This window comes from Sphingobium sp. TomTYG74, assembly GCF_055393875.1.
In genome coordinates, this window is record NZ_AP027342.1 from 37,768 (window position 1) to 62,858 (window position 25,091).

Here is a 25,091-nt window from a genome sequence, read left to right on the forward strand (position 1 = left end):
GATCAATCCTCCTCATCGAAGGCGAGGCTGCCCTGATCGATCAGTGTCTTGATGAGGCCCACCGCACCGGGGTTTCGCGCAAGGTCCGGATTGGCCGCGACCATGGGGTTTGAGCATAGCTGTTCGGCAAGGGGGGCAGTGTCCGTCCCGCAATCGAAACAATGGCCGTCCACGAACAGCAGAATGGCTGATCCCTGCCTGATGAAGGCATAGCGGCTGGCCGGGTTGCGCCGGATCGGCGTGCCCTGGGCAAGCCATGCTTGTACCTCACTGGCTCCAATGGGTTCATCGGGCCGCCAATCGGCATCGGAATATTTGGGCGCGCTGCTATGCTGCCCGAACCAGCGGGCGAAGGCATCGCGATTGGCCAACGCCTCCATCACCATCGCATGCAGCCGGTCGAGCGCAGGCGCGGTGATTTCTCCTGGGTTCGACTGTCGGGCGAGATTGGGGTCGGCATAACGATCCTCCTCCGCCAGGCCGTCCGCCTGATGTGCGGACCAGCCTTCGACAAGGTCGGCGCGGGAGGGCGCGCGAAACCCGATCGAATAGGTCATGCAATCATCACCAACCGCCACACCATCATGGGCAAAGCAGGGCGGCACGTACAGAATGTCGCCCGGCTCTAAAATCCAGTCACCCTCCGCTTCAAAATCGGCGATCAGACGTAGATCGTCATGCGGCAGCAAAGGTGTCGCCGAACTGCATGGCGGCCCAACGCGCCAGCGCCGTTTGCCGAGGCCCTGCACCAGGAAGACGTCATATTGATCGAAATGAGGCCCCACGCCGCCCCCGTCCGTGGCATAGCTGACCATCACATCGTCGATGCGCCAGTCGGGGATGAAGCGAAAGGGTTCTATGAGGGCCGCGACGTCGGGCACATGATGATCCACCGCTTGCACCAGCAGCGTCCACGGTTCGTTTCCGAGTTCCCCAAAGCGCGCCTCCGGCAAGGGGCCGCTTTCCATCTTCAGTTGATCAGCCTGACGCGTGATCAGGCGTGACTCCACGCCCTCTTCGCAGGCAAGCCCGGCCAGTTCGTCCGGATCGAGCGGATTGTGCCAGCCGGTCCATGGATTGCGGATCAGCAGCGGCCGCTTTTGCCAATAGTCGCGGAGGAAAATGTCGATGTCGAAATGGGCGAGTTGCATAGGATGCCCATGCGCCCCCGGCACGCGGCTGTCAAAAGCTCGGCTCGGCCTGACGGCAACGGTCTGGCGTATCCCATCATGGGTCGAAATCCACACTCGCGGCTTGACTCGTTATGGAACTCGCCGATACCCATTTTTTGGAATTTGGAAAGGATGAGGAACAATGGCGCGTTTGGAAGGCAAGGTCGCGATCGTAACGGGAGCAGGCCGTCAGGGTAATATCGGCGCGGCCGTATGCGACGCATTCCTGCGGGAAGGTGCGCGCGCGGTGATCGCCACCGATCTTCGCACAGAGGACGCGGTCAGCAACGAGATGGAAGCCAAGCATGGCGTTGGCCGATTCAAGCTCGTCGCGCAGGATGTGACGCTGGAAGCGGACTGGGCCAAGCTGGTATCGATGGTCGTGTCTGAATTCGGCGCGATCGACGTGCTGGTGAACAATGCCGGTATTTCCATCCATGGCGGTATCGAAGCCACGTCGCTGGAGGACCTGCGCAAGGTCATGGCCGTCAACCATGACAGCGGCTTTTTGGGCATGAAGCATTGCGCGCCTGCTCTGGCCGATGCCGTGAACCGCTTTCGGGGCGGTGGTTCGGTGATCAATACCGTGTCCATGGCGTCCCACATGCCCAACGCCCATAATCTGAGCTATCATGTGTCGAAGGCGGCGCAGCGCATGTTGACCATGTGCGGCGCGATCGAATTTGGCCCCAAGCGCATCCGGGTCAATTCGGTGCATCCGGGACAGACGACGACGCCGCTGCTGAGGGAAGGCTATGAGGGATATGCGCAGCTTGGCATCTACGAGTCGGCCGAGGCAGGTATTCAGGAGCTGGTGAACATGTGCCCGCTCGGTATCGAAAGCTTCCCGGAAGATACGGCACATGCCTTTGTCTATCTGGCGTCGGATGAGGCCCGCTTTGTGACTGGGGCGTCCATCTATCATGATGGCGGACTTGGTCGCCAATATTGATCGGCAGTGATGAGGGGCGGCCAAGGCCGCTCCTTATCGCGCTTTAAACGGGTCAGGTGTCGGGCGCTTTGGGCATCAATCCCTGCGCGATCAATTCTGCCACGCGTAGTGCCTTTGCATCGGCTTCTTCGTCGGTCAGCGATTCTACTGTGCCTGCCGACACTGCGTCGACCATGTCCTGCGATAATATCCACAGGAACATGGACGCCACCTCTTCGCAGTCGACTGGACGGATAAGGCCCCGCGCCTGCAGGCGCTCCAGATAGGAGCGAAGGGGAGTTTGTTGGCGCAGGGTCCGCGCCTCCCTCATCGCATCGCGGAATTCCGGGAAACGCAGGCCTTCGCGCATGCTGATTGCGGTGACGGCATGCGCGGCCCTGGTCCGGGTGATGCGGATGATCATGCGTGCCCATTCATAAAGACCCTCGACGGGATTATCGCGATCGAGCAGGCGGAGATCGGGGGCCATGTTCCGGTCGGCCATCCGGTCCAGCACGGCTCGCAACAGTCCAGGCTTGCCGCCATATTTGGCATAGATGGTCTTTTTGGAAACGCTCGCGCGCCGGGCGATCAAGGTCAGGGTGGCACGCTCATAACCCAGCTCTATCAATGCCTGTTCGGCTATTTCGAGCAAGGCCTCCGCGCGTTCTTGAAGCTCTGTAGAGCGCGGCCGACCTGCGCCGCCTTGCCTTTTTTCCTGGTGCATATTCAGTGCTTGGCTTGATCGACGCCGAGGCGCAAGGCCCGTCCGGCCATGAAAAAAAGCGCCCCGCCTTGCCCCAGAAGGCGGGACGGGACGCTCCTGACGGTCGCAGGCCGCCCCCGGGAAACCGTGCGCGGGCCGCGTCCGGAAGAGGAAACAGGCTAAGACGTTGATAGTTCCACGCAATGTCCCCTGCTCACACGGGTAGCGCTGTCGTATATTTGGTCATCGACAGGGCAAAATGGGATGCGGCGCTGGCCACGGAGGGATGGCCAAGCAAGGTGTGCATCAGGAACAGATTATAGTCCGCAACGTCGGCAACCACGATGCGGAGCAGATAGTCCCACTCGCCCGACATGGAGAAGCACTCCACGATTTCCGGGTGGACATCGACAAAATCCTCAAATGCCTGCCGTGCGTCGCGAGCATGGCTGCGCATGCGGATGTTGCAGAGCACATTTACGCCGCGATCGACCTTTTCCGGGTTCACGAGGCGGACGGCGCCGGTGAGGATACCGGCGGTTTCCAACGCCTTGATCCGGCGCCAGCATGAAGCGGTGGAAGCGCCAACCTGTTCGGCCAGTTCGGCATGGCTGACCGTAGCATCCTTTTGAAGAATCGAGATGATCCTGCGGTCGGTCTCATCAATTTGACGAAAATATTTCATATTGCGTCCTGATGCGATGACAATGTTTCCAAAACTCGCCCATTTTGCGTGAAATTGGAACCCCCTTACATGGGGGTCGTGTCATAACCTTCAGATGGCCGCTTCAACCATCGAACGCCCCGCAGGCGCTGCGGAGGATTGGACGGTCCCGCAGGATTGGGAAAGCTACACGCCCCAGGAGCATGCCGTTTGGGATGAGCTGTTCGCTCGGCAAGCTGCGCTGCTGCCTGGCCGGGCGGTGAAGGAATTTACGGACGGTCTGGACATTCTCCGGATCGCAAAACCGGGCATTCCGAATTTTGAGGAACTGTCCGAAAGGTTGATGAAGCGGACTGGCTGGCAAGTTGTCGCGGTGCCGGGATTGGTGCCGGACAGGTTGTTCTTCGAGCATCTGGCAAACCGGCGCTTTGTGGCGGGACGCTTCATTCGCAGGCTTGACCAACTGGATTATCTTCAGGAGCCGGACGTTTTCCATGACGTGTTTGGCCATGTGCCGTTGCTCGCCCATCCGGTTTTCGCCGATTACATGCAAGCCTATGGCGAGGGCGGGCTGCGCGCGGATGGCCTGGGTGCGATCGAGAATCTGGCCCGCCTCTATTGGTATACGGTCGAGTTCGGCCTGATGCGCGAGGGGCCGGAATTGAAGATCTATGGCGCGGGGATCGTATCTTCCCATGGCGAGTCCCTGTTTGCGCTGGATGATCCATCGCCCAACCGGATCGGTTTCGACCTGAAGCGGCTCATGCGCACCAAATATCGGATCGATGATTATCAACAGTCCTATTTCGTCATCGACAGCTTCGATGACCTGCTGTGCCAGACAGTCGAGATGGACTTTGCCCCGCTTTACCAAGAGCTGAAGCAAGAGGAGGCCATAGAGGCGGACGAAATCATCCCCCAGGACCATGTCTTCAGCCGGGGAACGCAGGATTATGCAAGATCAAGGGAAAGAGGTGACGGACATGGCTGACAATCCATTGGGCCTGAACGGATTTGAATTTGTCGAATTTACATCGCCAGACCCCGATGCGATGGCGACGCAGTTCGAACAATTGGGTTTTGTTCCGACGCATCGGCATCCTTCCAAGAACATCACGCGGTATAAACAAGGTCGCATCAACCTGATGCTGAACCGGGACGATGCCGGGCGGGTGGCGGCGTTTCGCGGCGAGCATGGCCCATCGGCCAGCGCCATGGCCTTTCGCGTGGCCGATCCCGAAGCGGCGATGACTTGGGCGCTTGAACATGGCGCGCAGCCGACCGAGGAGGATGATACCGTCATTCAGGGGATTGGCGGATCGTACCTGTACTTCGTCAGGGACGGCGAAGATCTTTATGAGGATTGGGCGGAGTTCCCCGGATGGCGGTGGGCAGAGGCCGCCAACAATGTGGGCCTCGATATGCTCGATCACCTGACGCACAATGTCCGGCGCGGGCATATGCGGGTATGGAGCCAGTTCTACCGCACGCTCTTCAATTTCGAGGAGCAGAAATATTTCGACATAAAAGGACAGGCGACCGGGCTCTTCAGCCAAGCCATGATTGCCCCGGATCGGGCGATCCGTATCCCGCTTAACGAAAGTCAGGACGACAAGAGCCAAATCGAAGAATTCATCCGCCAATATCATGGCGAGGGTATCCAGCATTTGGCGCTTACAACAGATGATATCTGCGAGACGGTCGAGAAGCTGCGTGCGCGGGGCGTTCGATTGCAGGATACCATCGACACCTATTATGAGCTGGTCGACAAACGCGTGCCGGGACATGGCGAGGATCTGGAGCGGTTGCGGAAGAACCGGATACTCATTGATGGTGATGTGGAGAGGGAGGGCATATTGCTCCAGATATTCACGGAGAATATGTTCGGGCCGATCTTTTTCGAAATCATCCAGCGCAAAGGCAATGAAGGTTTCGGCAACGGCAATTTTCAGGCATTGTTCGAAAGTATTGAGTTGGACCAGATACGGCGCGGCGTAATCACTGTTGACGAGTGAGGCTGACATGACGCTTTGCGGCTTTGGCAATGTCCATTCGACAGAGGCGGTGCCGGGGGCGCTGCCGATTGGGCGCAATTCGCCTCAGCATGTGCCATACGGCCTCTATGCCGAACAGCTTTCGGGCACGGCTTTCACCGCGCCCCGGTACCAGAACCAGCGGAGCTGGCTTTACCGGATGCGGCCTTTGGCGGAGCATGGTTCGTACCAGCCTTATGACGGTGCGCGGCTCTTGCGATCCGGGCCGCTTTGCGACGGCCTCCTGTCCCCGAACAGATTGCGGTGGGACCCGTTGGGCATGCCGGATGCGCCGACCGATTTCATCGACGGGCTGGTTACCTATGCGGTGAATGGTGACGCGGTGCAGGGATTGGGTTGCGCCATCCATATGTTTGCCGCCAATTGGTCCATGATCGACCGGGCCTTCTTTTCTGCTGATGGCGAAATGCTGATCCTGCCGCAGCAGGGGGCGTTGCGGATTGTTACCGAGATGGGTGTCCTGACGGGCGGTCCATTGGAGATGATCCTGATACCGAGGGGCGTGCGTTTTCGCGTCGAACTGCTCGACGGGGCTGCGCGGGGATATGTTTGCGAAAATCACGGGGCGCCCTTTCGCTTGCCCGAGCTTGGGCCGATCGGGTCGAACGGGCTTGCCAATGCGCGGGACTTTGAAGCGCCAGTCGCGGCTTATGAAGATGTCGAGCGGCCTTTCGAGATTGTGCAGAAATATATGGGGTCGCTCTGGACGAGCAGGGCGGACCATAGCCCGTTCGACGTGGTCGCATGGCACGGCAATCTGGCGCCGTTCCGCTATGATCTGCGCCGCTTCAACACGATGGGAACGGTGAGCTATGACCATCCCGATCCATCGATCTTTACGGTTCTGACGTCGCCCAGTGAGACGCCGGGCACGGCGAATATCGACTTCGTGATCTTTCCGCCGCGATGGATGGTGGCGGAGGATACATTTCGGCCGCCCTGGTTTCATCGCAATGTCATGAGCGAATTTATGGGCCTGATCGAAGGGGAATATGATGCCAAGGCGTCAGGTTTCATGCCCGGCGGCGCTTCGCTCCACAATTGCATGTCCGCGCATGGGCCGGATGTCGAAAGCCATGGCAGGGCGGTTTCGGCTAAGCTCGCCCCGATGAAGACAGACGCGATGATGGCATTCATGTTCGAAAGCCGCTTGCCCTATGCGCCGACCAGATGGGCCATGGAGACGCCGTTGTTGCAGCGCGATTATGACGGCTGCTGGAAGGGCTTTGCCAAGGCGCAGCTTCCTTTGCCGCCGGAGGAGCAGCGTTGATGAACTGGTGGGAATGCGATGAGACCCATGATCCCGCGCTGACCAGTTGGGTGGAAAGCGCGCAGGGACATCGGGACTTTCCGATTCAGAATCTGCCTTTGGGCATCTTTGCGCCGCATGGGGAGCATGGACGGATCGGGGTGGCGATTGGCGACATGATCCTGGACCTGCGAGCTTGCGCGGGCGCTGGGTTGCTTGGCGGGGATTGGGAGGAGGTTTGCGCGGAGCCGGTGCTGAACCGGATGCTCGCGCTTGCGCCGGAGCAGAGGCGAGCGCTGCGGCGGCGGATCAGCGCGTTGCTCTCCGATCCGGCGAACCGTGCGGCGGTGGAGCCGATGCTCTATCCATCGGGCCAAGTGACCATGCAGTTGCCCGCGCGCATTGGCGATTACACCGATTTCTATGTGGGCATTCATCACGCGAACAATGTCGGACGACAGTTCCGGCCCGACAATCCGCTGCTGCCCAATTATAAATATGTGCCCATCGGCTATCATGGCCGCGCCTCGTCCATACGCCCGTCTGGTGTGCCGGTGCGTCGCCCGCATGGACAGCGCAAGCCGCCAGATGCGCAGGAGCCCGTTTTCGGCATGTCCGCGCGGCTTGATTATGAGCTGGAACTGGGCGTCTGGATCGGCACGGGAAATGATCTGGGCAGCCCGATCCCGATCGATGAGGCGGGGGATCATGTTGCCGGGTTCTGCCTTTTGAACGACTGGTCTGCGCGGGATTTTCAGGCGTGGGAATATCAGCCGCTTGGGCCGTTTCTGGCGAAGAATTTCCAGTCCACCATATCACCCTGGGTCGTGACGGCCGAAGCCATGGCGCCGTTCCGCATGGCGCAGCCCGCTCGGCCGGAGGGTGATCCGCTGCCATTGCCCTATCTTTCTTCGGACGCGGACCTGCGACATGGGGCGCTGGCCGTGACGCTGGAAGTATTCATCCAGACGCAGCGCATGCGGGCGAAAGGGCAGCCGCCATTTCGTCTCAGCACCGGGCCAGCCAGCAACATGTATTGGACGGCTAACCAGATCGTGACGCATCATGCGTCCAATGGATGCAACCTCAATCCGGGTGACCTGTTGGGCACGGGTACGATCTCGGCTCCGATACGGGAGGGTTATGGCAGCATGTTGGAACTGACCGAAGGCGGGCGAGAGCCGCTGATATTGCCTGATGGGGAGAAGCGCTCCTTTGTCGAAGATGGCGACGAGATTTTCCTGCGCGCGACGGCTAACGCGCCGGGCTTTGTTCCGATCGGCTTTGGCGAATGCCGGGCCGTGGTGATGCCCGCATGAACGCGCCTGTCATCCTGCACGGATATTGGCGTTCGTCGGCCGCCTATCGTGTGCGCATCGCGCTGAACCTGAAGGGCGTCGACTATGTTCAGGTCAGTCATGACCTGCGCGCGGGGGAGCAGCGGGATGCCGATTACCTCGCTATCGCGCCTCATGGCCTGGTGCCCGCTTTGGAGGTGGAGGGCAGGACCCTCATTGAAAGCCCCGCCATAGTGGAATGGATCGACGCCAAGTGGCCCGAGCCGCCTTTGCTGCCCAGCGATGCGGATGAGGTCGCGGTTGTACGGTCGATGGCGGCGTTGATCGGTTGCGACATCCATCCTCTCAACAATCTGCGTGTCCTCAACCGATTGCAGAGCCAGTTCCAGGCCTCCAACGATCAGGTGAAGGAGTGGGTAAGGCATTGGATAGCAGAGGGCTTTGCTCCGCTTGAGCAGTTGGTCGCACGGTATGGGGCGGGCTTCGCTTATGGGAGCGGGCCGACATTGGCCGACTGTTATCTTGTGCCACAGCTTTATAATGCAGGGCGGTTCGGGGTGGATTTGTCGCCCTATCCCCGATTGGTGGCGGCGGGCGAGGCTGCCCTGGCGCTGCCTGCTGTTCAGGCGGCGCATCCGGATCGGCAACCGGATGCGGGTTAGCCCGTCTGTTCGGACTTGTTGAAGACCGCGCGTTGATCGGCAAAGGCGCGCTGGTAGGCGGGGCGTTCTTCGCCGCGCGCGATATAGGGCGGGAGGTTGGGGTAGAGTTCCAGCAACCCTGATCCGGTGAGCCTGCGCAGGACGGTGACCATCAGCAGGTCTCCGGCGGCGAAACCGCCCTCCAGCCATTCGCGGTCGCCGAGCCAGTTGGAAAGCTGCGACAGACGCTGTTTCACGCGGCTGTCCAACAGGGGCATGCGTGCTTCATACCGGCTTTGGTCGCGTTCCAGATATTTGGGCATTTCCCGTTCGAGGATCGGGGGTTCGACCGTGTTTAGGGCGGCGAACATCCAGGCAGTGGCGCGGGCACGACCGTTGGGGTCGCTGGGCCAGAGGCCGCCGTGCCGATCACCGATGTGCAGGATGATCGCCCCGGATTCGAAGAGGGTGAGGCCATCTTCTTCATAAGCCAGTATCTGTCCGAAGGGCTGCGACGCGAGGTAGCTGGGCTCCTTCATTTCCTCAAAGGAGAGGAGTCTGACCTGATAGGGCACGCCTGCCTCTTCGAGAGCCCATCTGACCCGCATGTCGCGTGCCAATCCCATGCCGCGATCCGGTGACCGTTCGAAGGCCGTGATGGTGATGGTCATCCTTCAACTCCGGCTGGTGACAAATCGTCCTTCCAATGCCGCTTCCAAAGACCTCACTTGTCGTCCAGATGCGCGAAGTCGAACTGACTCGTCGGGATGATGTCGATGCGCGAGAAGTCGATGAAGCCCGCGCAACTTTCCGCCATATCCTTTGTATTGCGGGCGAATTTTTCATCATCGCCTACCGCGTCGAAAAAGGCGGCGGAAACCGTCATCGCTTCGGGTGAGAAGCATTCCTCGACAAAGGCATCATAGTCGGGAGCATTGGGCGTCAGCGCGCGGACGATGATGTTCTGCACATATTCGAAATTCGCCTGGGTATCGATCGCCACGCGAGTGTGGTGGCTGTGCCAGTGCGCTACCGCGTCGTCCCAGCTCATGTCAGGGCGGAAGGAGATGAAGCTGGCCTGCGACCAGCCCCAGGTGCGCGCTCCGGCCTGCGGCACATGATCCCGGTTCGGGATGATGGTGGATTCCGCAACCAGCCATGCCGCGAACCGGCTGCTATATGTGGCCAATATGTCGTCGATTGGCCTGCGGAAGTGGGCATTGGCGGTGGGCAGCCAGAATTGCACAACCGCATCCTGCTGCGGCTGCTGCCAACTTTGGAGCAGGGGCGCGGCGGGGTCCACGGCTTCGTCGCGGACATTGAGGCGGATGCCACTGGCGCCCGCTTGCTTGAGCGCGGAGGGAAGCGCGGCCTTCAGTCGTCCCGCGTAGTCGGCGCGGCTCACGCCCTCGGGCGCCCAAAGAGCGCAGATCAGCTTTTCCATTCAGATCTCTCCATCAATCTTTCAGGTCAGTCGAAATTGGCCTGTCCGCCATCGAGCGGGATGGTGGCGCCGGTCAGGTATGACAGGTCAGATCCGCACAGGGCGACGATGGCGCGGCCGATATCTTCCTCCAGTCGACCGATGCGGTCGAGCGGGATGGTGCGGAAGAAAGCCTTTGCCTCTTCGGGATTATTTTCGATCCACCATTTGAGGCCCGGGGATTCGGCATGCGGCGCGATGGTGAGGACGCGGATATTCTGGCGCCCCCATTCCGCTGCGCCTGCGCGCGTAAGGACGCGGGTCGCCTGCTTCACCGCGCCGTAACAGCCATAGCCGGTCATGTCCCAGCGGATGCCAGCGGACGAGGCGAAGTTGAAAATGGTGCCGCCGCCGCGCGCGGCCATGTGGGGACGCACCAGCTTCATCAGGCGGAAGGAGGCGAGCGGGCCGGATTCAAATCCGGCGAGGAAAGCCTCGTCCGTCACTTCATCCAGCAGGCCGAGCGGTACTTCCTGTGCGTTGTTGATCAGGATGTCGATGCCGCCCAGATCGGTGACTGCCCGGTCGACGGCAGCGACGAGGTCGTCCGCGTCCTTCACGTTACAGGCGACGGGGATGGCGCGGACGCCGCGTTCCTGCGCAAGCTGCGCGGTTTCCTGCACCTTTTCGAGCGTCCGTCCGGCCAGCAGCAGATCGACGCCTTCACTGGCAAGGGCGAGAGCGATGCCCTGACCAATACCCTGTCCCGCCCCGGTTATCAGGGCAACCTTGCCTTTCAGAGCTGACATCGCTCTTCCTTTCCTTGGCCTGGTTTATGTTGATCGCGCGCGGCCCGTTGAAGTTAGACTTGCTGAGGCCGCAATATCGCGTCGCTGCCGCCGTCGATGAAGATCAATTGGCCGAGAAGATAGTTATTTTCCATGTTGAGCAGGAAATCGAGCAGTTCGGCAATGTCTTCGGGTCCCGCATAATCCTTGATCGCGATCGGATTGCTCTGGTTGATCAGCTTGACCATTTCCGGTTGATCGAGCAGCGGCGTCGTCATCGGCGTCTTTACGACGCCCGGCCCGATGCCGTTCAGCAGGATGCCTGCGCCGCCCCATTCAGGTCTTACCGCTGCACGGCGCATCCAGTGGGACAAGGCGTTTTTCGACGTGGCATAGGCGTTGCCCCCGTCGGCGGCCATGGCGTCAAGCGCGGCCTGTTCCTTATCGGCTAGGCAAAGTTCGACCACCTTGCTGTTCGACGGCAACATGGCGGCGGTGGAGCAGATGGCGACGGCGCGGGGCCGGGCGGATTTCGCCAGCAGGGGTCGTAGTCCTTCCAGCGTTGCGACCGCGCCGAAATAATTGATGGCGATGGTTTCGCGGTCCATATCCTGACGTGAGATGCCGGCGCCTGCAAGCACGGCATCGATGCCATCGGGCGCAAGGCGCGTCACCTGATCGACCATGGCGGTTCGGCCTTCGACGGTGCCCAGATCGGCATCGATGTCGGAATTGCGCAGATCGACGCCAATGACGCGATGGCCGCCACGTTCCAGCCTGTCGCGGGTGGCGGCGCCGATTCCCGATGCAGCGCCGGTTACGACTATGGTTCTGCTCATGAAACACTCTCCATCTTTTGCTTTGTTGCGTTGTAGATGGCAGTTTTTTCTGCGCATAGCCAGTGCTTGTTCTCTCGCTCGCATGAGATTATCGTTGCGGTTATGACGCAGCAGCTTTTGACCGACGCCAAAGCCATGCCGAGCGGCCATAGCGGACCATGGACGGTGTTGGCCGTCGCCGTCAGCAGCGCCGCGCGCGTTGAGCTTCGTCGTTATGAGCTGCCCCGGCCCAATGAGATGTGGGAACTGGACGAAGCGCCGATCCTGTCGATTGTCATGCCGCGCGCCGAAGGTACGCAGGGCGAGATCATGTTCGATATGGGTGACCGGAGGCGGCACAAGGTTGGCCGCCTGATGTTGCGGCCCGGTGGCATCGCGATGCATTCGCGGGGCGATGGGGGCACGCTGGACATATTGACCTGCCGGTTCGACCCGGTGCGCTTTGCCGCTGTAACGGGATTGTCGGACTGGGACTCGCGGCGGTTGAGCCGGTGCGCGGCGATCAACTCACCTGTGCTGATGGCGCTGGCGGAGCGGCTGAAGCAGGAAACGGTGACGCCGGGCTTTGGCGCGGAGATGGCGGTTGAGGCGCTGGTGCAGCTGGCGATGGTGGAACTGGCGCGGCTGTTCCGGCGGGCGCGGCAGGCTGATGCGGCGCAGGGTGGCCTTGCGCCCTGGCAGCTTGCGCGGATTGAGGAAGCACTGCGGTCAAGCGATGGGGAATGGCCGACGACGCAGGCGCTTGCCAGCCTGTGCGGGATCAGCCGGTCGCACCTGTCGCGATCCTTCGCGGCGACGACGGGCATGGCGCTGTCCGACCATGCCGCCGCGATCCGGATGGAGCGGGCGCAGGACATGATCCGGGGGGGATTGCTGCCGATGAACCGGATCGCGGAAGCGTTGGGCTTTGCGACGGCGAGTGCTTTTAGTGCCGCGTTTCGGCGGGCTACGGGGCTGACGCCGCGCGCGTTCCGGCAGGGGTTTCATTAGTTCTGGGGTATGCCGAGTGGAGCGGTGCTGCTTTCATGCCGTTAGGGCTGAGCTTGTCGAAGCCCTTTCTTTCTTTCTTTCGTTCTTTCTTCAGAAGAAGAGCCCTTCGACAAGCTCAGGGCGAACGGTCCTTGTGAATACAGGGTGGCCCTATATCGTCCGATAAGCCTTTAGAAATTTGATCAGCACCTGCGCCAGCGCTGTGCCCTGATCCTCCTGCACGAAATGGCCGCCATTGGAGATGCGGGTGTGCGGCTGGCCTTCTGCGCCGGGGATGCGGCGTTGGAAGATCGCTTCCCAGGCAATGGTGGCCGGGTCCTGATCGCTGAAGGCGGTGAGGAACGGTTTGTCCCAGCTTTCGAGGAAGCGCCAGGCGGCGCGGTTGGCCTCCAGTCCTTCCGCGCCTTCGGCGATCGGGATGCCGCAGGTGATTTGCAGCATGCCCTTTTTGTAGGCGGCGTCGGGGAAAGGCGCGGCATAGGCGGCGAGCACCTCTGTCGGAACATCGGTGACGCAGGCGCGACCGACGAGTAAGTCGAGCGGCAAGTCTTCGCTGGTGCGGCAGGTTTCGACCCAGGCGGCGATCTGTTCTCCGGGCCAGTTGGGGACGCCGAGCGGCGGCGGGTCGCAATTTTGCAGCAGCGTATTGGTGGCCAGGACAGCGCTGAAGCGCTCGGGACATTCGGACAGGACGCGCAGGCCGATGGGGCCGCCCCAATCCTGACAGACGAGGGTGACGCCGCGCAGGTCGAGTGTTTCGATAAAGGCGCGCATCCATTGGACGAAGCGGTCGAAGCTGTAATCGGCGCGAAAGGCGGGCTTGTCGGATTTGCCGAAGCCGATCATGTCGGGCGCGATGACCCGGTAACCGGCCGCCGCGACCGGGCCGATCATGTGGCGGTAGAGATAGCTCCAGGTCGGATTACCATGCAGCATGAGGACGATAGGGGCGTTCCGATCCCCTACGTCTACATAATGCATGCGGAGCGGCCCCAGGCGGGCATCCGCCACCTCCACATAATGGGGCTCGAAGTCATAGCCCGGCAGCGCATCGAAGCAGGCTTCGGGTGTGCGCAATATGCCAGGCCGGACTTCCATCGTCAGGAAATGTAGCGTTCGCGATAAGTGGCAAATTCGCGCTTGATCGCTTCTTCATCCAGGCCGAAGCGTTCGAGCGAATAATCGTGCATCGGGCGCTGCTCACGCTTGTTGCCCGCGAGGAATTCGGCAAGCACTTCCCCAAGCTGGGCATCGACGGGGATGCCCATGCGGGAAAGGACGCGTTCGGCCTGCGCCATCGGTTCCTTGCCGACTTCGCGATAGTCGATGTCGATGAAGCGGTCCTCGCCGATCCGTTCACGCGCCGTTTCGAACATGCGCATCCATTCGACAAGGCGCGGGAACCAGAAGGCACCGACTTCCGCGTCGGTGAGGGTGGCGCTGAGCTTGTAAAGCGCGGCCTGCATGGAGACGTATGAGGGGACGGTCTGCAACGGATCGCGATGCGTCATGATGAGCAGCGCGTCCGGGAAAGCCTTGGCCGCGACCTCGGCATAGGGAAGGTTGGACGGACTCTTCAAAATCCACTTGCGGCCCTTGCGCGAAGGGTCCTGCCACTGGAGATATTTGAGGACTGTCTTGAGGTCCTCATGTCCCTTGGACTGGTCGTAAGTGTTAAGCCAGCGGGTGAAGCTGGGCACATAATTCATGCCCTCGATCATCGTGCTGACGAACATCTGGCCGAGGACCAGGATTTCTTCGTCCGGCGCGTCGGGTTCGAGCGGATGGATGGACGCCAGTTCGGGTGAAAGCTGGAGCCAGCCGTCGATCATCGCCTGCGCATAGGCGCGGCGGTCCACCGGATTGCCGCGTTCTTCGCCGGGGAAGGGGGCGAAATTCTGCGCCTCGTACCAGCGCAGGCCCGTCATGCCCGGCGCGCTGGCGAGCAGGCGCTGGAAGATGGTGCTGCCGGTGCGCGGCAGGCCGAGGATGATGCCCGCGACGTCTACCTGTTCGTCAAGGATTTCAGGGTGGCGCTTGATGTCCTCCACCATGCGCAGGCGGCTGACCAGGCCCTTGACGATCACTTCCGTTGTCGAAGCGCGCCCGGCCGGGGTCAGGCGTCCTTCGCGGTTCGATGCTTCGATGAAGTGATCCATCGGTTCGAAGAACCATTCGTCCCCGAAATCGGCGAGTCCTGCCCTTTCACGCGCCTGTTGCAGCAGCGCCTCCCGTTCGAGGGGCTGGGTCGGGATCTGGTCGGGCTGGGTCGCCATGGTCGTCACTCTTCTTCAAAAAGCTTGGGGTTGGATAGGATCAGCCTGCGGTCTGGCCGCCGTCGACGGGGAAGGCAACGCCGGTGATGCGCCGGGCCTCTGGTGATGCCAGAAAGGCGACGGTGTCGGCGATGTCATCGGTGGTCGCCATTGCGCCGCTGTCGAGCCAGGAAGCCGAACGCATGACCATCTGCCAGTCGATATTGTCCGGCGGGGTCTGATGCAGCATCGGCGTGTCCACGCCGCCCGGACAGACGGCATTTACGCGCACGCCTTCCTTCGAAAATTCCAGCGCCAGCGCGCGGGTCAGACCGACTACGCCGTGCTTGGACGCAGTGTAGGCCGAATTATAAGGCACGCCGACAAGGCCAGCAGCGGACGCCATGTTGACGATATTGCCGCGGCGCTCAACCAGGTGAGGCATAGCGGCGCGGCACATCTGATAGACGCCCGTCAGGTTGACCGAGATGACGCGGTCCCACCGGGTGCGATCAACATCTTCGAAGCGGCCGAAATCCAGCACGCCAGCGATGTTGCAGAGGACGTCGAGCCCGCCATGAAGCGCGACCGCGCGATCAACTATGGCCTGGCAGGATGCTTCATCCGCGACGTCGAGCGCGAGGGCGGTAGCCGCCGAACCGATGGCCTGTGCCGTTTCTTCAACGCCCTGTGCGTTGCGATCGCCGATGACCACATTGGCGCCGTCGGCCGCCAGCCGCTTTGCCACCGCCAGACCGATTCCCGAAGCCGCGCCGGTCACGATCGCCGTCTTGCCTTCCAGCCGCATGCTACCTCTCTTAACCTGTTATTTTGTTGGTTGATGCTTGCGTCAGTTTGCTACGCAATTCAAGGGTCGTAAACGGAAAAACTTGACAAGCGCGAACCTGGCTGGCCTGTTTCGGTTTATAAAATCAGGAGGAGGATGTCTGATGCTGTCGCTTCAGGAAATATCGGATCGGCTGGAGATTCAGGATCTTCTGTCCCGATATAGCTATGCCATTGATGAGCGGAACTGGGACGGGCTGGACGACGTCTTCACACCCGACGCGGTGATCGATTACAGCGAAGCTGGCGGGGCGAAGGGCAGTTTGGCGCAGATCAAGGCGTGGTTGCCCGTGGCCTTGGAGCGATTCCCGTCATTCCAGCATATGGTAGCGACGACCAAGCTGGAACTGGCGGGGGACACGGCGCGCAGCCGGACTGTTCTGTTCAATCCGATGGTTTACAAGGGGGATGATGGCGCGGAACAGGTGTTTTTCATCGGCCTCTGGTATCGCGACAAGCTGGTGCGCACCGACAAGGGGTGGAGGATCGCTGAACGATATGAGGAAATGAGTTACGCCCATAATTTGCCGGACATGCCGCCGGCGCCAACGCTCGAGGAGTGAAGACGCGCTGAAGGCCGAAATCTTGTCCCATTGATCGAGTCGAAAAGGCGCTTCGTCGTCGGGTTCCCCATCGCGCGTTCCGCCACTATCTGGATCGGTCAATATATCCTATAGCTGCCCCTGGAGCCGCACGGGGTGCGTGCAGGTTCATGGTGCCAGGCCAAGGGGGGACGAGGCCAGTCGATGATCAGCAGCGAGGCGGAAAAAAGGGTTGAGGGGGCAACGCGGCGGGTAGGCAGGCCCAATGCGCGCGAGGCTGAGCTGAAACAAGAGGCAATGCTGGAAGCGGCGCTGGAGGAATTTTCGAACCATGGTTTCCATGGTGCCTCGGTGCGCTCGATCGCCGAACGCGCGGGCGTATCTACCCGGACGGTGTACAATCGCTATACCGATAAGGTCGCGTTGTTCGAAGCCTGTCTGGAAATGTCGGCCATCCGTCATCACTTCCCGGGGGATTGCAAGGGCACGCTGCGTGAGCAGCTGATGCGCTACGCGCTGCATGTAAGCACCCGGATAAACCAGGACCGGCAGGTCAGGCTGGCCCGCATCATCTATCGCGAAAGCATCAGCTTTCCTCAACTGGAGGACGTGTCGCGCCGTCAGTTCGAACGGTTCCAGCTTGATCCGTTGCAGCAGATTTTAAGGGAGCATGGTTTCAGCAAGCCGCGTGCTGAAACGCTGGCCGATTTGTATGTCGCCCTGCTGCTGCGGCGGTGGCAGTATCGCGTGATCTATAATACAAAGGCCATGACCCCGGCACAGATCAAAGCCAATGCCGAAACCGTGACAAGCCTATTCCTGAACGGCGCAGGCGCAATGTTGACCGAGGATAGCGCCACAAAGAAGAACTGACGCGGTTCTGGGCAACCCTCATACGGTCGCGATCGGCGTCACGGGTGAACCAACGCTGCCCGGCAGGCGAAGCGGCGGCGCGGTGAGCAGGAAAGCATGGCGCTTTCGTTCATGCAGCCATGCGGCCAGTAGCTCCAGATACCAAAGCTCGCCCAGGAAAATGCCCTGTCGGAACAGGCAGAGGTCGTGGATGGGCAGGCGGATGGGGGGTGGTTCAGGCGAAAGGATGAGGTCGAGCGCCTCGATCGCGATATTGTCGGAGCAGATGGCGGTGATGCCGCTATCGATTATCCATTGGAGCAGGCTTTCGTCACGGCCGTCCAGCGCGCACCCCGCCATGGCCAGCGGCGTGTCCTTGCCGCTCGCTTCCCGGTCGAGAACCATCCGGTCGACGCCGGTGTAGAGGAGCAGGAAGTCGCCTGTACGCACCTCCACGCGCTGTGCATCCATCGCGCGCAGCAGATCATCGCGGGAGATGGGCCGGTACTCCGTGCCATAAGCGGCTTTCAGGTTCACCATGACGCCGCGACCCTGCACGCCCGCCATCGCCAATGTTTCTATGCCGAGCGCGCGGGCACAGGTCTCGCCAGCCGGGCCGTCGGGGCCGCTGACATGATCCCCAGCGCGGAAGCCGTTATAATAGACCAGTTCCGCCACGCCGTCGCCGTCCGCATCGAAGGCGCGACCGCGATGTGACAGCGCGTCCCACTGCGTGGAATGCTGGGTGTAGAGCAGGACCCGGTCATCGCAGGTGGATTCTTCGCCATTGGGGTCGAGGCGGTTGTACATTTCGCCCTCCTCGTCGCAGGCTGCGCTGAGCAGCGGTGGGCGGCGGAAAGGCGCGAGGGGAATGGTGGGTATGTTGAGCGGCAGGCTGAGCGTGAAGGCGATGCCTTCGACGACTTCCGCCATGGCGGCGCGGCGGCGTTCGGGCGTGATAAGGTTCATCCGGCCGATCTGATCATCCTCACCGAAATCGCCCCAATTCGACCCTTCGGGCCGGTGCACCCAGCGCGGCATGTCCACTCTCCTTCATGCTATCCGGTCAGGGTAAAGCTGTCCGATTACTCGACGCAAGCCTTCGCGCGTTAACGGTCTGTCGTGGCTTGGTGGAATTACCACATGAGAGGCAGTTTGATCTGCTTTTTAGTGGACGGAAGATTGGGATGTTGTTTTCAAAATAATGAATGAAATGCAGAATTGACAGCGGTTGAGATATTGATTTCACAACATGTCGTGTTAATAGGCTTTCGAAAGTGAGTGCTTACACAACACCCGGCGAACGGGGGTGGGGCACGGACCTTAAAAAAGGGGGAGTTAGAGTGCGGCCTGCATGACATCGTAAGAGAGCGGCACGAAGAAGCCGCGGCACCATCCATTTCGAATATCGACGCGCCAGCCTGAACCATCGCCATGTTGGCGGGGGCGGGGTTGTTTCGGCCCTGTGGCGCCGATCAGCTTAACCAAAAAACACAATGGAGAGGATCGGGGCTGCGGTGAGAACGCCACCAGCCCTGCACCATATGCATAGGAGAGTGTGAATGTCGTCTGTTATCCGCGCGCGGCGGCGGTTACCGCTGCTTGCCACCAGCATGATGGCTGGTGTTGCCGTTACAATGTTCGCTCCGGCGGCCTTGGCCCAGACCGAAGCACAGCCGCAGGCGGCCGAGCAGGATGGCGGCATTGCCGACATCATCGTTACGGCCAACCGTCGTCAGGAACGCAACCAGGACGTTCCGATCGCCATCACTGCTTTCTCGCCCGACCGGCTGGAACAGCAGGGTATCGCCAAGGAGCAGGACCTGCAGGCGAGCGTGCCGTCGCTGGTCGTCGGTCCCAACGGCAATGGTTCGCGTGATTCGCAATCCTTCACCATTCGCGGCCAGGGCGCGACCTTCCAGGCATCGCCGGGCGTCGTCGTTTACATGAACGAAGTCCCGCTGCCCGCTGGCATCACGCTCAGCCAGCAGGGCGGACCCGGCAACTTCGTGGACCTGGAGAATCTGCAGGTCCTGTCCGGCCCGCAGGGCACGCTGTTCGGCCGTAACACGACCGGCGGCGCGGTGCTGCTGGTGCCCAAGAAGCCGACGAGCGAGTTTGGCGGCTGGATCAAGGGCGAGATTGGCAATTATAACCGCCGTTACGTCGAAGGCGCGGTCAATGTCCCGGTGATCGAGGACAAGTTGCTGGTCCGCGTCGTGGGCGCGTTCCATGATCGCGACGGCTTTACGCGCGATGTCGTGTGGAACAAGGATCGCGACAACGAACATTGGTATTCAGGTCGCATCGGCATCACCTTTAAGCCCACCGAGACCATCGAAAACTACACGATGATCTATGGCTCGAACTCCAAGAACAACGGCGCGGGCTTTATCCACAAGGGCTTCAATATCGCCGGTCTGTCTGCGCTTAACCTGTGCTATGAAGGCGCGACCATTCCTGGCGCTATTGCATCGTGCGATGTCTACCGCGCCGCGTCGGCACAGGCGAACGCACTGGGGCCGCGTCAGACCGCGCTGGGCATTGATATCTTTTCGCGCACCAAGACCTGGGGCGTTTCCAACACGACCGACATCGAGTTGAGTGACGAACTGACGTTGCGCAATATCGTCAGCTTCCAGAAGTTGAAGCTGGATTATGCCTATGACAGCGACGGCACGATCCTGCAGCAGCACGACGTCGATCCCAATCGCCTGCCTGCTCCCGGCCAGGTGGTTTTGCCCGGCGACAACACGCCGCTCACCTATTTCAACGCATCCGATCCGGGCTTCCCGCGCGACGACCTGAAGCAGTTCACGGAAGAACTGCAGTTGCAGGGTTCCGCGCTGGACAAGCATCTGACCTACACCGTGGGCGGATTCTATTATGACCAGCGCCCAAGCGGCAAGCAGGTTGGCGCCGCGATCGTTTACTGCCCGGCGGCGTTCACCGGGACAAATGTCGGCACTCCGGGCATTGCCGTGTGCCCTGCGAACTACAGCACCTACGGCACGACCCAGACGTCCAAGGCGCTTTACGCTCAGGCAACGTTTGATTTCGGGGCGGTGTCACCTGCTCTGGAGAGCCTGCGCCTGACCGGCGGCTATCGTCACACCTGGGACAAGATCCGTGGTTTCGCGACCGCTTTCCTGCCGCAGATTGGGGGCGCGACCGCAAAGTGCGGTTCGACCGGCGCTGTCGTACCGATCGGGACTGCTCTTGCGGATTGCACCTACACCGCGGAACTGAACAGCAAGGCTTCGACCTGGCTGATCGGCCTTGATTACAAGGTGATGCGCGACGTGCTGTTGTTCGGCAAGGTGAGCCGTGGGTACAAGGCGGGCGGCTTCAACCAGCAGGCCGTGTTCACCAATACCCGCACCTTCCAGCCGGAAACGGTCACATCCTACGAAGCTGGCTTTAAAGCCGACTTCCGGATTGCCGATGTGCCGTTCCGCCTGAACAGCAGCGCTTACCTTCTGGATTACAAGGACATCCAGCGGGCGGGCGCGGACTTTAATCCGGTGTCGGCTGCTGGCGGCGCGGTCGTCCGAAATGCCGACGCGCGGATCAAGGGTGTCGAGGTCGAAGCTTCGATGCAGCCGTTCAAGGGTCTGGAGATCGGCGGCAACTTCAGCCACACCGACGCGAAGTATAAGAAGTACGAGTTCACTACGTCAACGGGTGGCTTTGGCTGCAACGGCTTTGTAGGGGCCAATGGTACGGTCGACCTGAGCTGCCTGCCGTTCCAATATGTGTCGCCCTATATCTGGAGCATTCATGCCAATGCTACGGTGCCGATGGGCGACGACATGGGTGAGCTGAACTTCTTCGCGAACTATTCGCACAGCTCGCGTCAATACACTGATCCAGGCAATGTGCCCGCGCAACAGCCGGGCGCCTATCTGGAAGCCTTTGGCCTGCTCAACATGTCGCTCGACTGGAACGGCGTTGCTGGCAGCGGGTTCGATGTGGGGCTTTTCGTCACCAACGCGACCAACAAGCTCTACCGGATCAGCAACAGCAATGTGTATCAGCAGGGTGGGTTGTTGTACCAAACGAGCCTGTATGGCGAACCCCGCATGTACGGGCTGCGCCTGAAATATCGCTTCGGCGGAGAATGATTAAGGAGGGCCGGGGAAACCCGGCCCTTTTTCTTTGTGGACATGGGGGGCGTCTGGGCCATCATCGGTATCGACAGGACGAACCGGGGAGAGGGCGAGATATGGCTGTGAATGGGTTGCCCGAGCGGCTCGCCCGCCCGGACATGAGCGCGCAAGAGGCATTCGCTGCCTTTGTTGGCGGGTGGCAGCTGGTCCTGTGGACGACCTTTCATGCCGATGGCACGCGCGACCATCCCTTCGGCACCGACGCCGTCGGCCAGATCATGTACAGCGCCGACGGACATATGAGTTGTCACCTGATGCAGGCTAACCGGCAGAGGTTTGGTGAGCCCAGCGTCTATCAGGTGAGCGACGCGGCGCTGGGGGCGTCGATGCGCGGCTATAGCGGCTATTTCGGGCGCTTTTCGATCGACGCGGAAGCGGGGATCGTCACCCACCATGTGGATGGCGCATGGTATCCGGACTGGATCGGATCAGACCAGCCACGCCATTATGCGTTTGAGGGCGACCGGTTGTTCCTGGAGGCGGCGATTGGCGATGATCTGGTGCGGATCGAATGGCGGCGTGTGGTTACAAATGAGGCGCGGTCGATGGGTGGGGCTTGAGGGATCAGGGGCGCTGATAGTGCCTCAATGGTGGCTTTAAAGGGAAGGAAAGGGCTTCGACAGGCTCAGCCCGAACGGATGTTGGGTAAATGGATGAGAAAATGGCGCACAAGCTGCCGTTTCCGGTCAGCCGTGCGCGCCATTTCTCCAGCTTGTCAGGATCAGGCGTTGCCGCCCGTCATGTCGCGGGCGGCGACATAGGCGAAGGTCATGGCGGGGCCGATGGTAACGCCTGCGCCGGGATAGCTTTCGCCCATGGATGAGGCGGCGTTGTTGCCGACCGCATAGAGGCCGGTGATCGGCGCGCCTGCGTCGTCCAGAACCTGCGCCTTTGCATTGGTGAGCAGGCCGCCATTGGTGCCGATGTCGCCCGGATAGATGGGCATGGCGTAGAAGGGGCCTTTGTCGAGCGGGCGCAGGCAGGGGTTGGGGCCGTGGCGGAAGTCGCCATACATTTTGTCATAGGCCGCTTCGCCACGATGAAATTCGGGGTCTTCGCCCTTGGCCGCATGGGTGTTGAACTGGGCGATGGTGGCCGAAAGGGCGGCAGGGTCTATGCCGATCTTGCCTGCCAGTTCCTCGATCGAGCGGCCCTGCTTCAGGATGCTGCGCACGCCCTTGTTATGGATGAAGGTGGGCATGAGTGGGTAGAGCGGACCCATCGGGAATTTGTGGCGATATGTGTGGTCGAAGATCATCCAGCTGGGGCTGGCGTCATTATGTTCCGCTTCCCGCCGGGCCATTTGCTGGCCGACGATATGGTAGGAGGCGGCTTCGTTGAGGTAGCGCTTGCCGCTTTGGTTGACCATGAGGCAGCCGGGGAGCGCGCGCTCGATGGTGCAGAGCCGTCCCCGATCCTCGCCGGGGACGTAGAAGACGGGCGCGGCCCATGCCGATTGCAGGTTCAGCATGGTTGCGCCGACGGCTTCGCCCGCGCGGATCGCGTCGCCGGTGTTGCTGGTGACGCCACCCGAATAGCGCGAGGTCGGATAGAGGGGTGAATTGGCGTCGCGCATGGTCTGGTTTTTGTCGAAGCCGCCAGCGGCGAGGACCACGCCCTTGCGTACGCCGATGCGGTAAGGCTTGCCATCCTTTTCGACCACGGCGCCGGTGACGCGGCCACCTTCGCGGATCAGTTCGCTGAGCGGGGTGTTGAGCCAGACGGGCACACCCGCCTTGTCGAGCGCCATGCGCAGGCCGCCGGTCAGTGCATTGCCGAGCGTCAGGCGGCGATCCTTGCGCGAAGTCAGGCGGAAGGGGAGGTCGAGCCAATAGCGCGACATGTTGACGACGAGGTTCTTCATCCAGCCCTTGGTGCGGTAGAGCAGTTCGCTCGTTTCGCTGAAATGCCAGTTGAGATAGCCGAACAGGCTGGCCGCAGGCGAGGCGAAGCGCAGGGTGCGGATTTCCTTGCCTAGCGGCTTGCCATCGATGGGCATGGGCAGGTGGGTGCGATAGCCCTGCGCCGACCCACCGGGATTTTCCGCGTGATAGTCGGGATAGGGGAAGGCCATGTACTGGACCGGCGTGTTCGCCATGACCCAGCGCAGCATGGGCGCTGCATTATCGACATAGGCGCGGATATTTTCGTCGGGCACATTGTCGGCGGACAGTCCGCGCAGATAGGTGAAGGCGTTGTCGAGATTATCTTCAAAGCCCGCCGCCCTGGCGACGTCGCTCCCCGGAATCCAGATGCCGCCGCCTGATGTGGCCGATGTGCCGCCCCAAAGGTCGGCCTTTTCAACGATCAGCACGTCGGCGCGGTTGTGCGCGCCGACGAGGCCCGCGAGCAGGCCGCCCGCGCCCGACCCCACCACCAGAATGTCGACTTCCTTGTCCCAGTTACTCATTATAGCCCCATTCCGATCCGGGTTCCAAAGCGGACGAGGAGCGCTGCCGCCATCAGGCCGCTGCGCTAATCCCCTCCCGATATATTCACGCGAACTGTGCCCTGCCCGGCCATAATGTCAACTTCTTGCGTAGCGGGCGGGCGATTTTAGCGTGCATCGCCGCCAGTTCAGGGGCGGATCAGCACCTTGCATTCGCGCGGCTGGCTGCGCAGCGCCTCAAAGGCGGCGGGCAGTTCATCCAGGCTGACGGTGGAGGTGTGGATGGGCTTTGGCTTGATCGCGCCGGTGGCGATGGCGTGGATCACTGCCTCGAAATCCCGTTCGTTGTAGGCCTGGCTGTAGCGGATGGTCAGTTCCTTGCCGAGGGCGATGACGGGGGTGATCGTTTCGTCATGCATCACGACGCCCGCGACGATGATCTGCGCGCGGACGGCGGCCAGTTGCATCGCCTGGTTGAAGATGCCGGGAACGCCGATGCATTCGAAGATGATCCGGGGCGCATTTTCGCCGGTTGCCTGAGCGAAGGCGGCGGCGACATCCTGTGCCTGCGGATCGATGACGGCGGTGGCGCCGACCTGCTGCGCGAGGGCGCGGCGTTCGGGAGAGCGCTCGCTCACCACCACATGGCGGGCACCGGCGTGGCGGGCGAACAGGGCGACGGCGATGCCGATGGGGCCAGCGCCCAGCACCAGAACGGCTGCGTCCTTTGGCATGTGGGCCAGGGACACGATATGGTGGCCGACGGCTAGCGGCTCGACCAGCGCGCCTTCTTCTAGGGTGACGCCTTCGGGCAGGCGCTGGACCATGTCGGCTCGGGCCGTCACGAGCTGGGCATAGGCGCCCTGCGCGAGGAGGTTGGTGCCGGTGAACAGGTTGGTCGGGCAGAGCGCGGGCAAGTCCGCATCGCAGGCTGGGCAGTGATGGCAGGCGTTCAAGGGAAGGGCGGTGACGCGATCGCCGACTTTCCACGGCCCCTTCACATCGCGGCCAAGGGCGGCGATGGTCCCGGCGAACTCATGCCCCAATATGAGGCCCGAGGGCGTATGGGCGCTTTCCGCTATGTGCAGGTCTGACCCGCAAATCCCCGCATTGGCGACTTCAAGGATGACCTGATCGGCGGCTGGAACAGGGTCCGCCACGGTTTCGATGGCGAGCGGCTGGCCCGCGCCGCGAAAGACGGCGGCGCGCATCAGCGATGCGTTCCTTGGCGGTGGTTGATCATCATCGGCACGTCACTCTCCTGTATCGGCTGGCGTCTTGCG

At 61.4% G+C, this 25,091-nt stretch carries 24 protein-coding genes; 11 read left to right on the top strand and 13 right to left on the bottom strand.

What is annotated here, in order from left to right; genetic code table 11:
* Window positions 1-2 precede the first annotated feature (2 nt).
* A complete protein-coding gene (locus tag ACZ5TB_RS13285) occupies window positions 3-1,151 on the bottom strand; it encodes a JmjC domain-containing protein (RefSeq protein ID WP_464792949.1) in 1,149 nt (382 codons plus the stop codon).
* Window positions 1,152-1,314: 163 nt separating this feature from the next.
* Here ACZ5TB_RS13285 and ACZ5TB_RS13290 point away from each other — a divergent pair, with 163 nt between their 5' ends.
* Entirely contained in the window at window positions 1,315-2,124 is an 810-nt protein-coding gene (locus ACZ5TB_RS13290; protein ID WP_464792950.1) for an SDR family NAD(P)-dependent oxidoreductase, read from the top strand.
* Between the two features lie 52 nt (window positions 2,125-2,176).
* Here ACZ5TB_RS13290 and ACZ5TB_RS13295 read toward each other — a convergent pair whose 3' ends face one another.
* On the bottom strand, window positions 2,177-2,830 hold the full coding sequence (locus ACZ5TB_RS13295) for a TetR/AcrR family transcriptional regulator (protein ID WP_464792951.1): 654 nt from the start codon (window positions 2,828-2,830) through the stop codon (window positions 2,177-2,179).
* A 193-nt stretch (window positions 2,831-3,023) separates the two neighbouring features.
* Window positions 3,024-3,494, bottom strand: a complete 471-nt coding sequence (locus tag ACZ5TB_RS13300; protein ID WP_464780767.1) for an Lrp/AsnC family transcriptional regulator — start codon at window positions 3,492-3,494, stop codon at window positions 3,024-3,026.
* 94 nt (window positions 3,495-3,588) lie between these two features.
* On the opposite strand from ACZ5TB_RS13300, the gene phhA reads away from it, so the two are divergent.
* The 5 genes from phhA to maiA are packed head-to-tail and all read left to right on the top strand — an operon-like array spanning window position 3,589 to window position 8,736.
* Window positions 3,589-4,464 (top strand): phenylalanine 4-monooxygenase, encoded by an 876-nt coding sequence (gene phhA / locus ACZ5TB_RS13305; protein WP_464792952.1) that lies wholly within the window; start codon window positions 3,589-3,591, stop codon window positions 4,462-4,464.
* Entirely contained in the window at window positions 4,457-5,488 is a 1,032-nt protein-coding gene (gene hppD / locus ACZ5TB_RS13310; RefSeq protein WP_464792953.1) for a 4-hydroxyphenylpyruvate dioxygenase, read from the top strand. Before phhA ends, hppD begins: the two co-directional genes overlap by 8 nt.
* A gap of 7 nt (window positions 5,489-5,495) precedes the next feature.
* Window positions 5,496-6,797, top strand: coding sequence for a homogentisate 1,2-dioxygenase (gene hmgA / locus ACZ5TB_RS13315; protein WP_464793280.1), 1,302 nt, complete (start codon window positions 5,496-5,498; stop codon window positions 6,795-6,797).
* The gene (fahA, locus tag ACZ5TB_RS13320) at window positions 6,797-8,095 is read left to right on the top strand and encodes a fumarylacetoacetase (protein ID WP_464792954.1); all 1,299 of its coding nucleotides are present in this window, start codon (window positions 6,797-6,799) and stop codon (window positions 8,093-8,095) included. Before hmgA ends, fahA begins: the two co-directional genes overlap by 1 nt.
* Complete coding sequence (gene maiA, locus ACZ5TB_RS13325) at window positions 8,092-8,736, top strand: maleylacetoacetate isomerase (RefSeq protein ID WP_464792955.1); 645 nt, start codon at window positions 8,092-8,094, stop codon at window positions 8,734-8,736. The genes fahA and maiA overlap by 4 nt, the downstream gene beginning before the upstream one ends.
* On the opposite strand, the gene ACZ5TB_RS13330 is transcribed toward maiA, so the two are convergent.
* From ACZ5TB_RS13330 to ACZ5TB_RS13345, 4 genes are read right to left on the bottom strand one after another with little or no spacing between them, the layout of a single operon-like run.
* Window positions 8,733-9,386 carry a glutathione S-transferase family protein gene (locus tag ACZ5TB_RS13330; protein ID WP_464792956.1) on the bottom strand — a complete coding sequence of 218 codons (654 nt, stop codon included), beginning with the start codon at window positions 9,384-9,386 and terminating at the stop codon, window positions 8,733-8,735. The genes maiA and ACZ5TB_RS13330 overlap by 4 nt on opposite strands.
* A 53-nt stretch (window positions 9,387-9,439) precedes the next feature.
* Window positions 9,440-10,159 (bottom strand): 7-beta-hydroxysteroid dehydratase Hsh3, encoded by a 720-nt coding sequence (gene hsh3, locus ACZ5TB_RS13335; RefSeq protein ID WP_464792957.1) that lies wholly within the window; start codon window positions 10,157-10,159, stop codon window positions 9,440-9,442.
* A 26-nt stretch (window positions 10,160-10,185) separates the two neighbouring features.
* Window positions 10,186-10,947, bottom strand: coding sequence for an SDR family NAD(P)-dependent oxidoreductase (locus ACZ5TB_RS13340; protein WP_464792958.1), 762 nt, complete (start codon window positions 10,945-10,947; stop codon window positions 10,186-10,188).
* A 53-nt stretch (window positions 10,948-11,000) separates the two neighbouring features.
* Window positions 11,001-11,765: an SDR family oxidoreductase gene (locus ACZ5TB_RS13345; protein ID WP_464792959.1), complete on the bottom strand. Its 765-nt coding sequence runs from the start codon at window positions 11,763-11,765 to the stop codon at window positions 11,001-11,003.
* A 117-nt stretch (window positions 11,766-11,882) separates the two neighbouring features.
* On the opposite strand from ACZ5TB_RS13345, the gene ACZ5TB_RS13350 reads away from it, so the two are divergent.
* Window positions 11,883-12,755: a helix-turn-helix domain-containing protein gene (locus ACZ5TB_RS13350; protein ID WP_449469710.1), complete on the top strand. Its 873-nt coding sequence runs from the start codon at window positions 11,883-11,885 to the stop codon at window positions 12,753-12,755.
* Between the two features lie 150 nt (window positions 12,756-12,905).
* Here the strand turns inward: ACZ5TB_RS13350 and ACZ5TB_RS13355 are convergent, their stop codons facing one another.
* From ACZ5TB_RS13355 to ACZ5TB_RS13365, 3 genes are read right to left on the bottom strand one after another with little or no spacing between them, the layout of a single operon-like run.
* Window positions 12,906-13,853, bottom strand: a complete 948-nt coding sequence (locus ACZ5TB_RS13355) for a haloalkane dehalogenase (protein WP_464792960.1) — start codon at window positions 13,851-13,853, stop codon at window positions 12,906-12,908.
* Between the two features lie 2 nt (window positions 13,854-13,855).
* Window positions 13,856-15,031, bottom strand: coding sequence for a sulfotransferase family protein (locus tag ACZ5TB_RS13360; RefSeq protein WP_464792961.1), 1,176 nt, complete (start codon window positions 15,029-15,031; stop codon window positions 13,856-13,858).
* Window positions 15,032-15,071: 40 nt separating this feature from the next.
* Window positions 15,072-15,818, bottom strand: a complete 747-nt coding sequence (locus ACZ5TB_RS13365) for an SDR family NAD(P)-dependent oxidoreductase (RefSeq protein ID WP_464792962.1) — start codon at window positions 15,816-15,818, stop codon at window positions 15,072-15,074.
* 142 nt (window positions 15,819-15,960) lie between these two features.
* Here ACZ5TB_RS13365 and ACZ5TB_RS13370 point away from each other — a divergent pair, with 142 nt between their 5' ends.
* Both ACZ5TB_RS13370 and ACZ5TB_RS13375 read left to right on the top strand, forming a co-directional pair.
* Entirely contained in the window at window positions 15,961-16,419 is a 459-nt protein-coding gene (locus tag ACZ5TB_RS13370) for a nuclear transport factor 2 family protein (protein ID WP_464792963.1), read from the top strand.
* Between the two features lie 183 nt (window positions 16,420-16,602).
* Window positions 16,603-17,271: a TetR/AcrR family transcriptional regulator gene (locus tag ACZ5TB_RS13375; RefSeq protein WP_464792964.1), complete on the top strand. Its 669-nt coding sequence runs from the start codon at window positions 16,603-16,605 to the stop codon at window positions 17,269-17,271.
* A gap of 18 nt (window positions 17,272-17,289) precedes the next feature.
* Here the strand turns inward: ACZ5TB_RS13375 and ACZ5TB_RS13380 are convergent, their stop codons facing one another.
* Complete coding sequence (locus tag ACZ5TB_RS13380; RefSeq protein WP_464792965.1) at window positions 17,290-18,291, bottom strand: cyclase family protein; 1,002 nt, start codon at window positions 18,289-18,291, stop codon at window positions 17,290-17,292.
* A gap of 521 nt (window positions 18,292-18,812) precedes the next feature.
* Between ACZ5TB_RS13380 and ACZ5TB_RS13385 the strand changes: the two genes are divergently transcribed.
* Both ACZ5TB_RS13385 and ACZ5TB_RS13390 read left to right on the top strand, forming a co-directional pair.
* A complete protein-coding gene (locus ACZ5TB_RS13385; RefSeq protein WP_464792966.1) occupies window positions 18,813-21,374 on the top strand; it encodes a TonB-dependent receptor in 2,562 nt (853 codons plus the stop codon).
* A gap of 101 nt (window positions 21,375-21,475) precedes the next feature.
* Window positions 21,476-21,979, top strand: coding sequence for a lipocalin-like domain-containing protein (locus ACZ5TB_RS13390; RefSeq protein WP_464792967.1), 504 nt, complete (start codon window positions 21,476-21,478; stop codon window positions 21,977-21,979).
* 161 nt (window positions 21,980-22,140) lie between these two features.
* Here the strand turns inward: ACZ5TB_RS13390 and ACZ5TB_RS13395 are convergent, their stop codons facing one another.
* Both ACZ5TB_RS13395 and ACZ5TB_RS13400 read right to left on the bottom strand, forming a co-directional pair.
* A complete protein-coding gene (locus ACZ5TB_RS13395) occupies window positions 22,141-23,829 on the bottom strand; it encodes an FAD-binding protein (protein WP_464792968.1) in 1,689 nt (562 codons plus the stop codon).
* 167 nt (window positions 23,830-23,996) lie between these two features.
* Window positions 23,997-25,019: a zinc-dependent alcohol dehydrogenase gene (locus tag ACZ5TB_RS13400; protein ID WP_464792969.1), complete on the bottom strand. Its 1,023-nt coding sequence runs from the start codon at window positions 25,017-25,019 to the stop codon at window positions 23,997-23,999.
* Window positions 25,020-25,091 lie beyond the last annotated feature (72 nt).

Excerpts from the sequence above, each read along its gene's own strand:
- ACZ5TB_RS13285 (WP_464792949.1), bottom strand. The coding sequence starts at position 1,151 with ATGCAACTCGCCCATTTCGACATCGACATTTTCCTCCGCGACTATTGG.
- ACZ5TB_RS13290 (WP_464792950.1), top strand. The coding sequence starts at position 1,315 with ATGGCGCGTTTGGAAGGCAAGGTCGCGATCGTAACGGGAGCAGGCCGT.
- ACZ5TB_RS13295 (WP_464792951.1), bottom strand. The coding sequence starts at position 2,830 with ATGCACCAGGAAAAAAGGCAAGGCGGCGCAGGTCGGCCGCGCTCTACA.
- ACZ5TB_RS13300 (WP_464780767.1), bottom strand. The coding sequence starts at position 3,494 with ATGAAATATTTTCGTCAAATTGATGAGACCGACCGCAGGATCATCTCG.
- phhA (WP_464792952.1), top strand. The coding sequence starts at position 3,589 with ATGGCCGCTTCAACCATCGAACGCCCCGCAGGCGCTGCGGAGGATTGG.
- hppD (WP_464792953.1), top strand. The coding sequence starts at position 4,457 with ATGGCTGACAATCCATTGGGCCTGAACGGATTTGAATTTGTCGAATTT.
- hmgA (WP_464793280.1), top strand. The coding sequence starts at position 5,496 with ATGACGCTTTGCGGCTTTGGCAATGTCCATTCGACAGAGGCGGTGCCG.
- fahA (WP_464792954.1), top strand. The coding sequence starts at position 6,797 with ATGAACTGGTGGGAATGCGATGAGACCCATGATCCCGCGCTGACCAGT.
- maiA (WP_464792955.1), top strand. The coding sequence starts at position 8,092 with ATGAACGCGCCTGTCATCCTGCACGGATATTGGCGTTCGTCGGCCGCC.
- ACZ5TB_RS13330 (WP_464792956.1), bottom strand. The coding sequence starts at position 9,386 with ATGACCATCACCATCACGGCCTTCGAACGGTCACCGGATCGCGGCATG.
- hsh3 (WP_464792957.1), bottom strand. The coding sequence starts at position 10,159 with ATGGAAAAGCTGATCTGCGCTCTTTGGGCGCCCGAGGGCGTGAGCCGC.
- ACZ5TB_RS13340 (WP_464792958.1), bottom strand. The coding sequence starts at position 10,947 with ATGTCAGCTCTGAAAGGCAAGGTTGCCCTGATAACCGGGGCGGGACAG.
- ACZ5TB_RS13345 (WP_464792959.1), bottom strand. The coding sequence starts at position 11,765 with ATGAGCAGAACCATAGTCGTAACCGGCGCTGCATCGGGAATCGGCGCC.
- ACZ5TB_RS13355 (WP_464792960.1), bottom strand. The coding sequence starts at position 13,853 with ATGGAAGTCCGGCCTGGCATATTGCGCACACCCGAAGCCTGCTTCGAT.
- ACZ5TB_RS13360 (WP_464792961.1), bottom strand. The coding sequence starts at position 15,031 with ATGGCGACCCAGCCCGACCAGATCCCGACCCAGCCCCTCGAACGGGAG.
- ACZ5TB_RS13365 (WP_464792962.1), bottom strand. The coding sequence starts at position 15,818 with ATGCGGCTGGAAGGCAAGACGGCGATCGTGACCGGCGCGGCTTCGGGA.
- ACZ5TB_RS13370 (WP_464792963.1), top strand. The coding sequence starts at position 15,961 with ATGCTGTCGCTTCAGGAAATATCGGATCGGCTGGAGATTCAGGATCTT.
- ACZ5TB_RS13375 (WP_464792964.1), top strand. The coding sequence starts at position 16,603 with ATGATCAGCAGCGAGGCGGAAAAAAGGGTTGAGGGGGCAACGCGGCGG.
- ACZ5TB_RS13380 (WP_464792965.1), bottom strand. The coding sequence starts at position 18,291 with ATGCCGCGCTGGGTGCACCGGCCCGAAGGGTCGAATTGGGGCGATTTC.
- ACZ5TB_RS13385 (WP_464792966.1), top strand. The coding sequence starts at position 18,813 with ATGTCGTCTGTTATCCGCGCGCGGCGGCGGTTACCGCTGCTTGCCACC.
- ACZ5TB_RS13390 (WP_464792967.1), top strand. The coding sequence starts at position 21,476 with ATGGCTGTGAATGGGTTGCCCGAGCGGCTCGCCCGCCCGGACATGAGC.
- ACZ5TB_RS13395 (WP_464792968.1), bottom strand. The coding sequence starts at position 23,829 with ATGAGTAACTGGGACAAGGAAGTCGACATTCTGGTGGTGGGGTCGGGC.
- ACZ5TB_RS13400 (WP_464792969.1), bottom strand. The coding sequence starts at position 25,019 with ATGCGCGCCGCCGTCTTTCGCGGCGCGGGCCAGCCGCTCGCCATCGAA.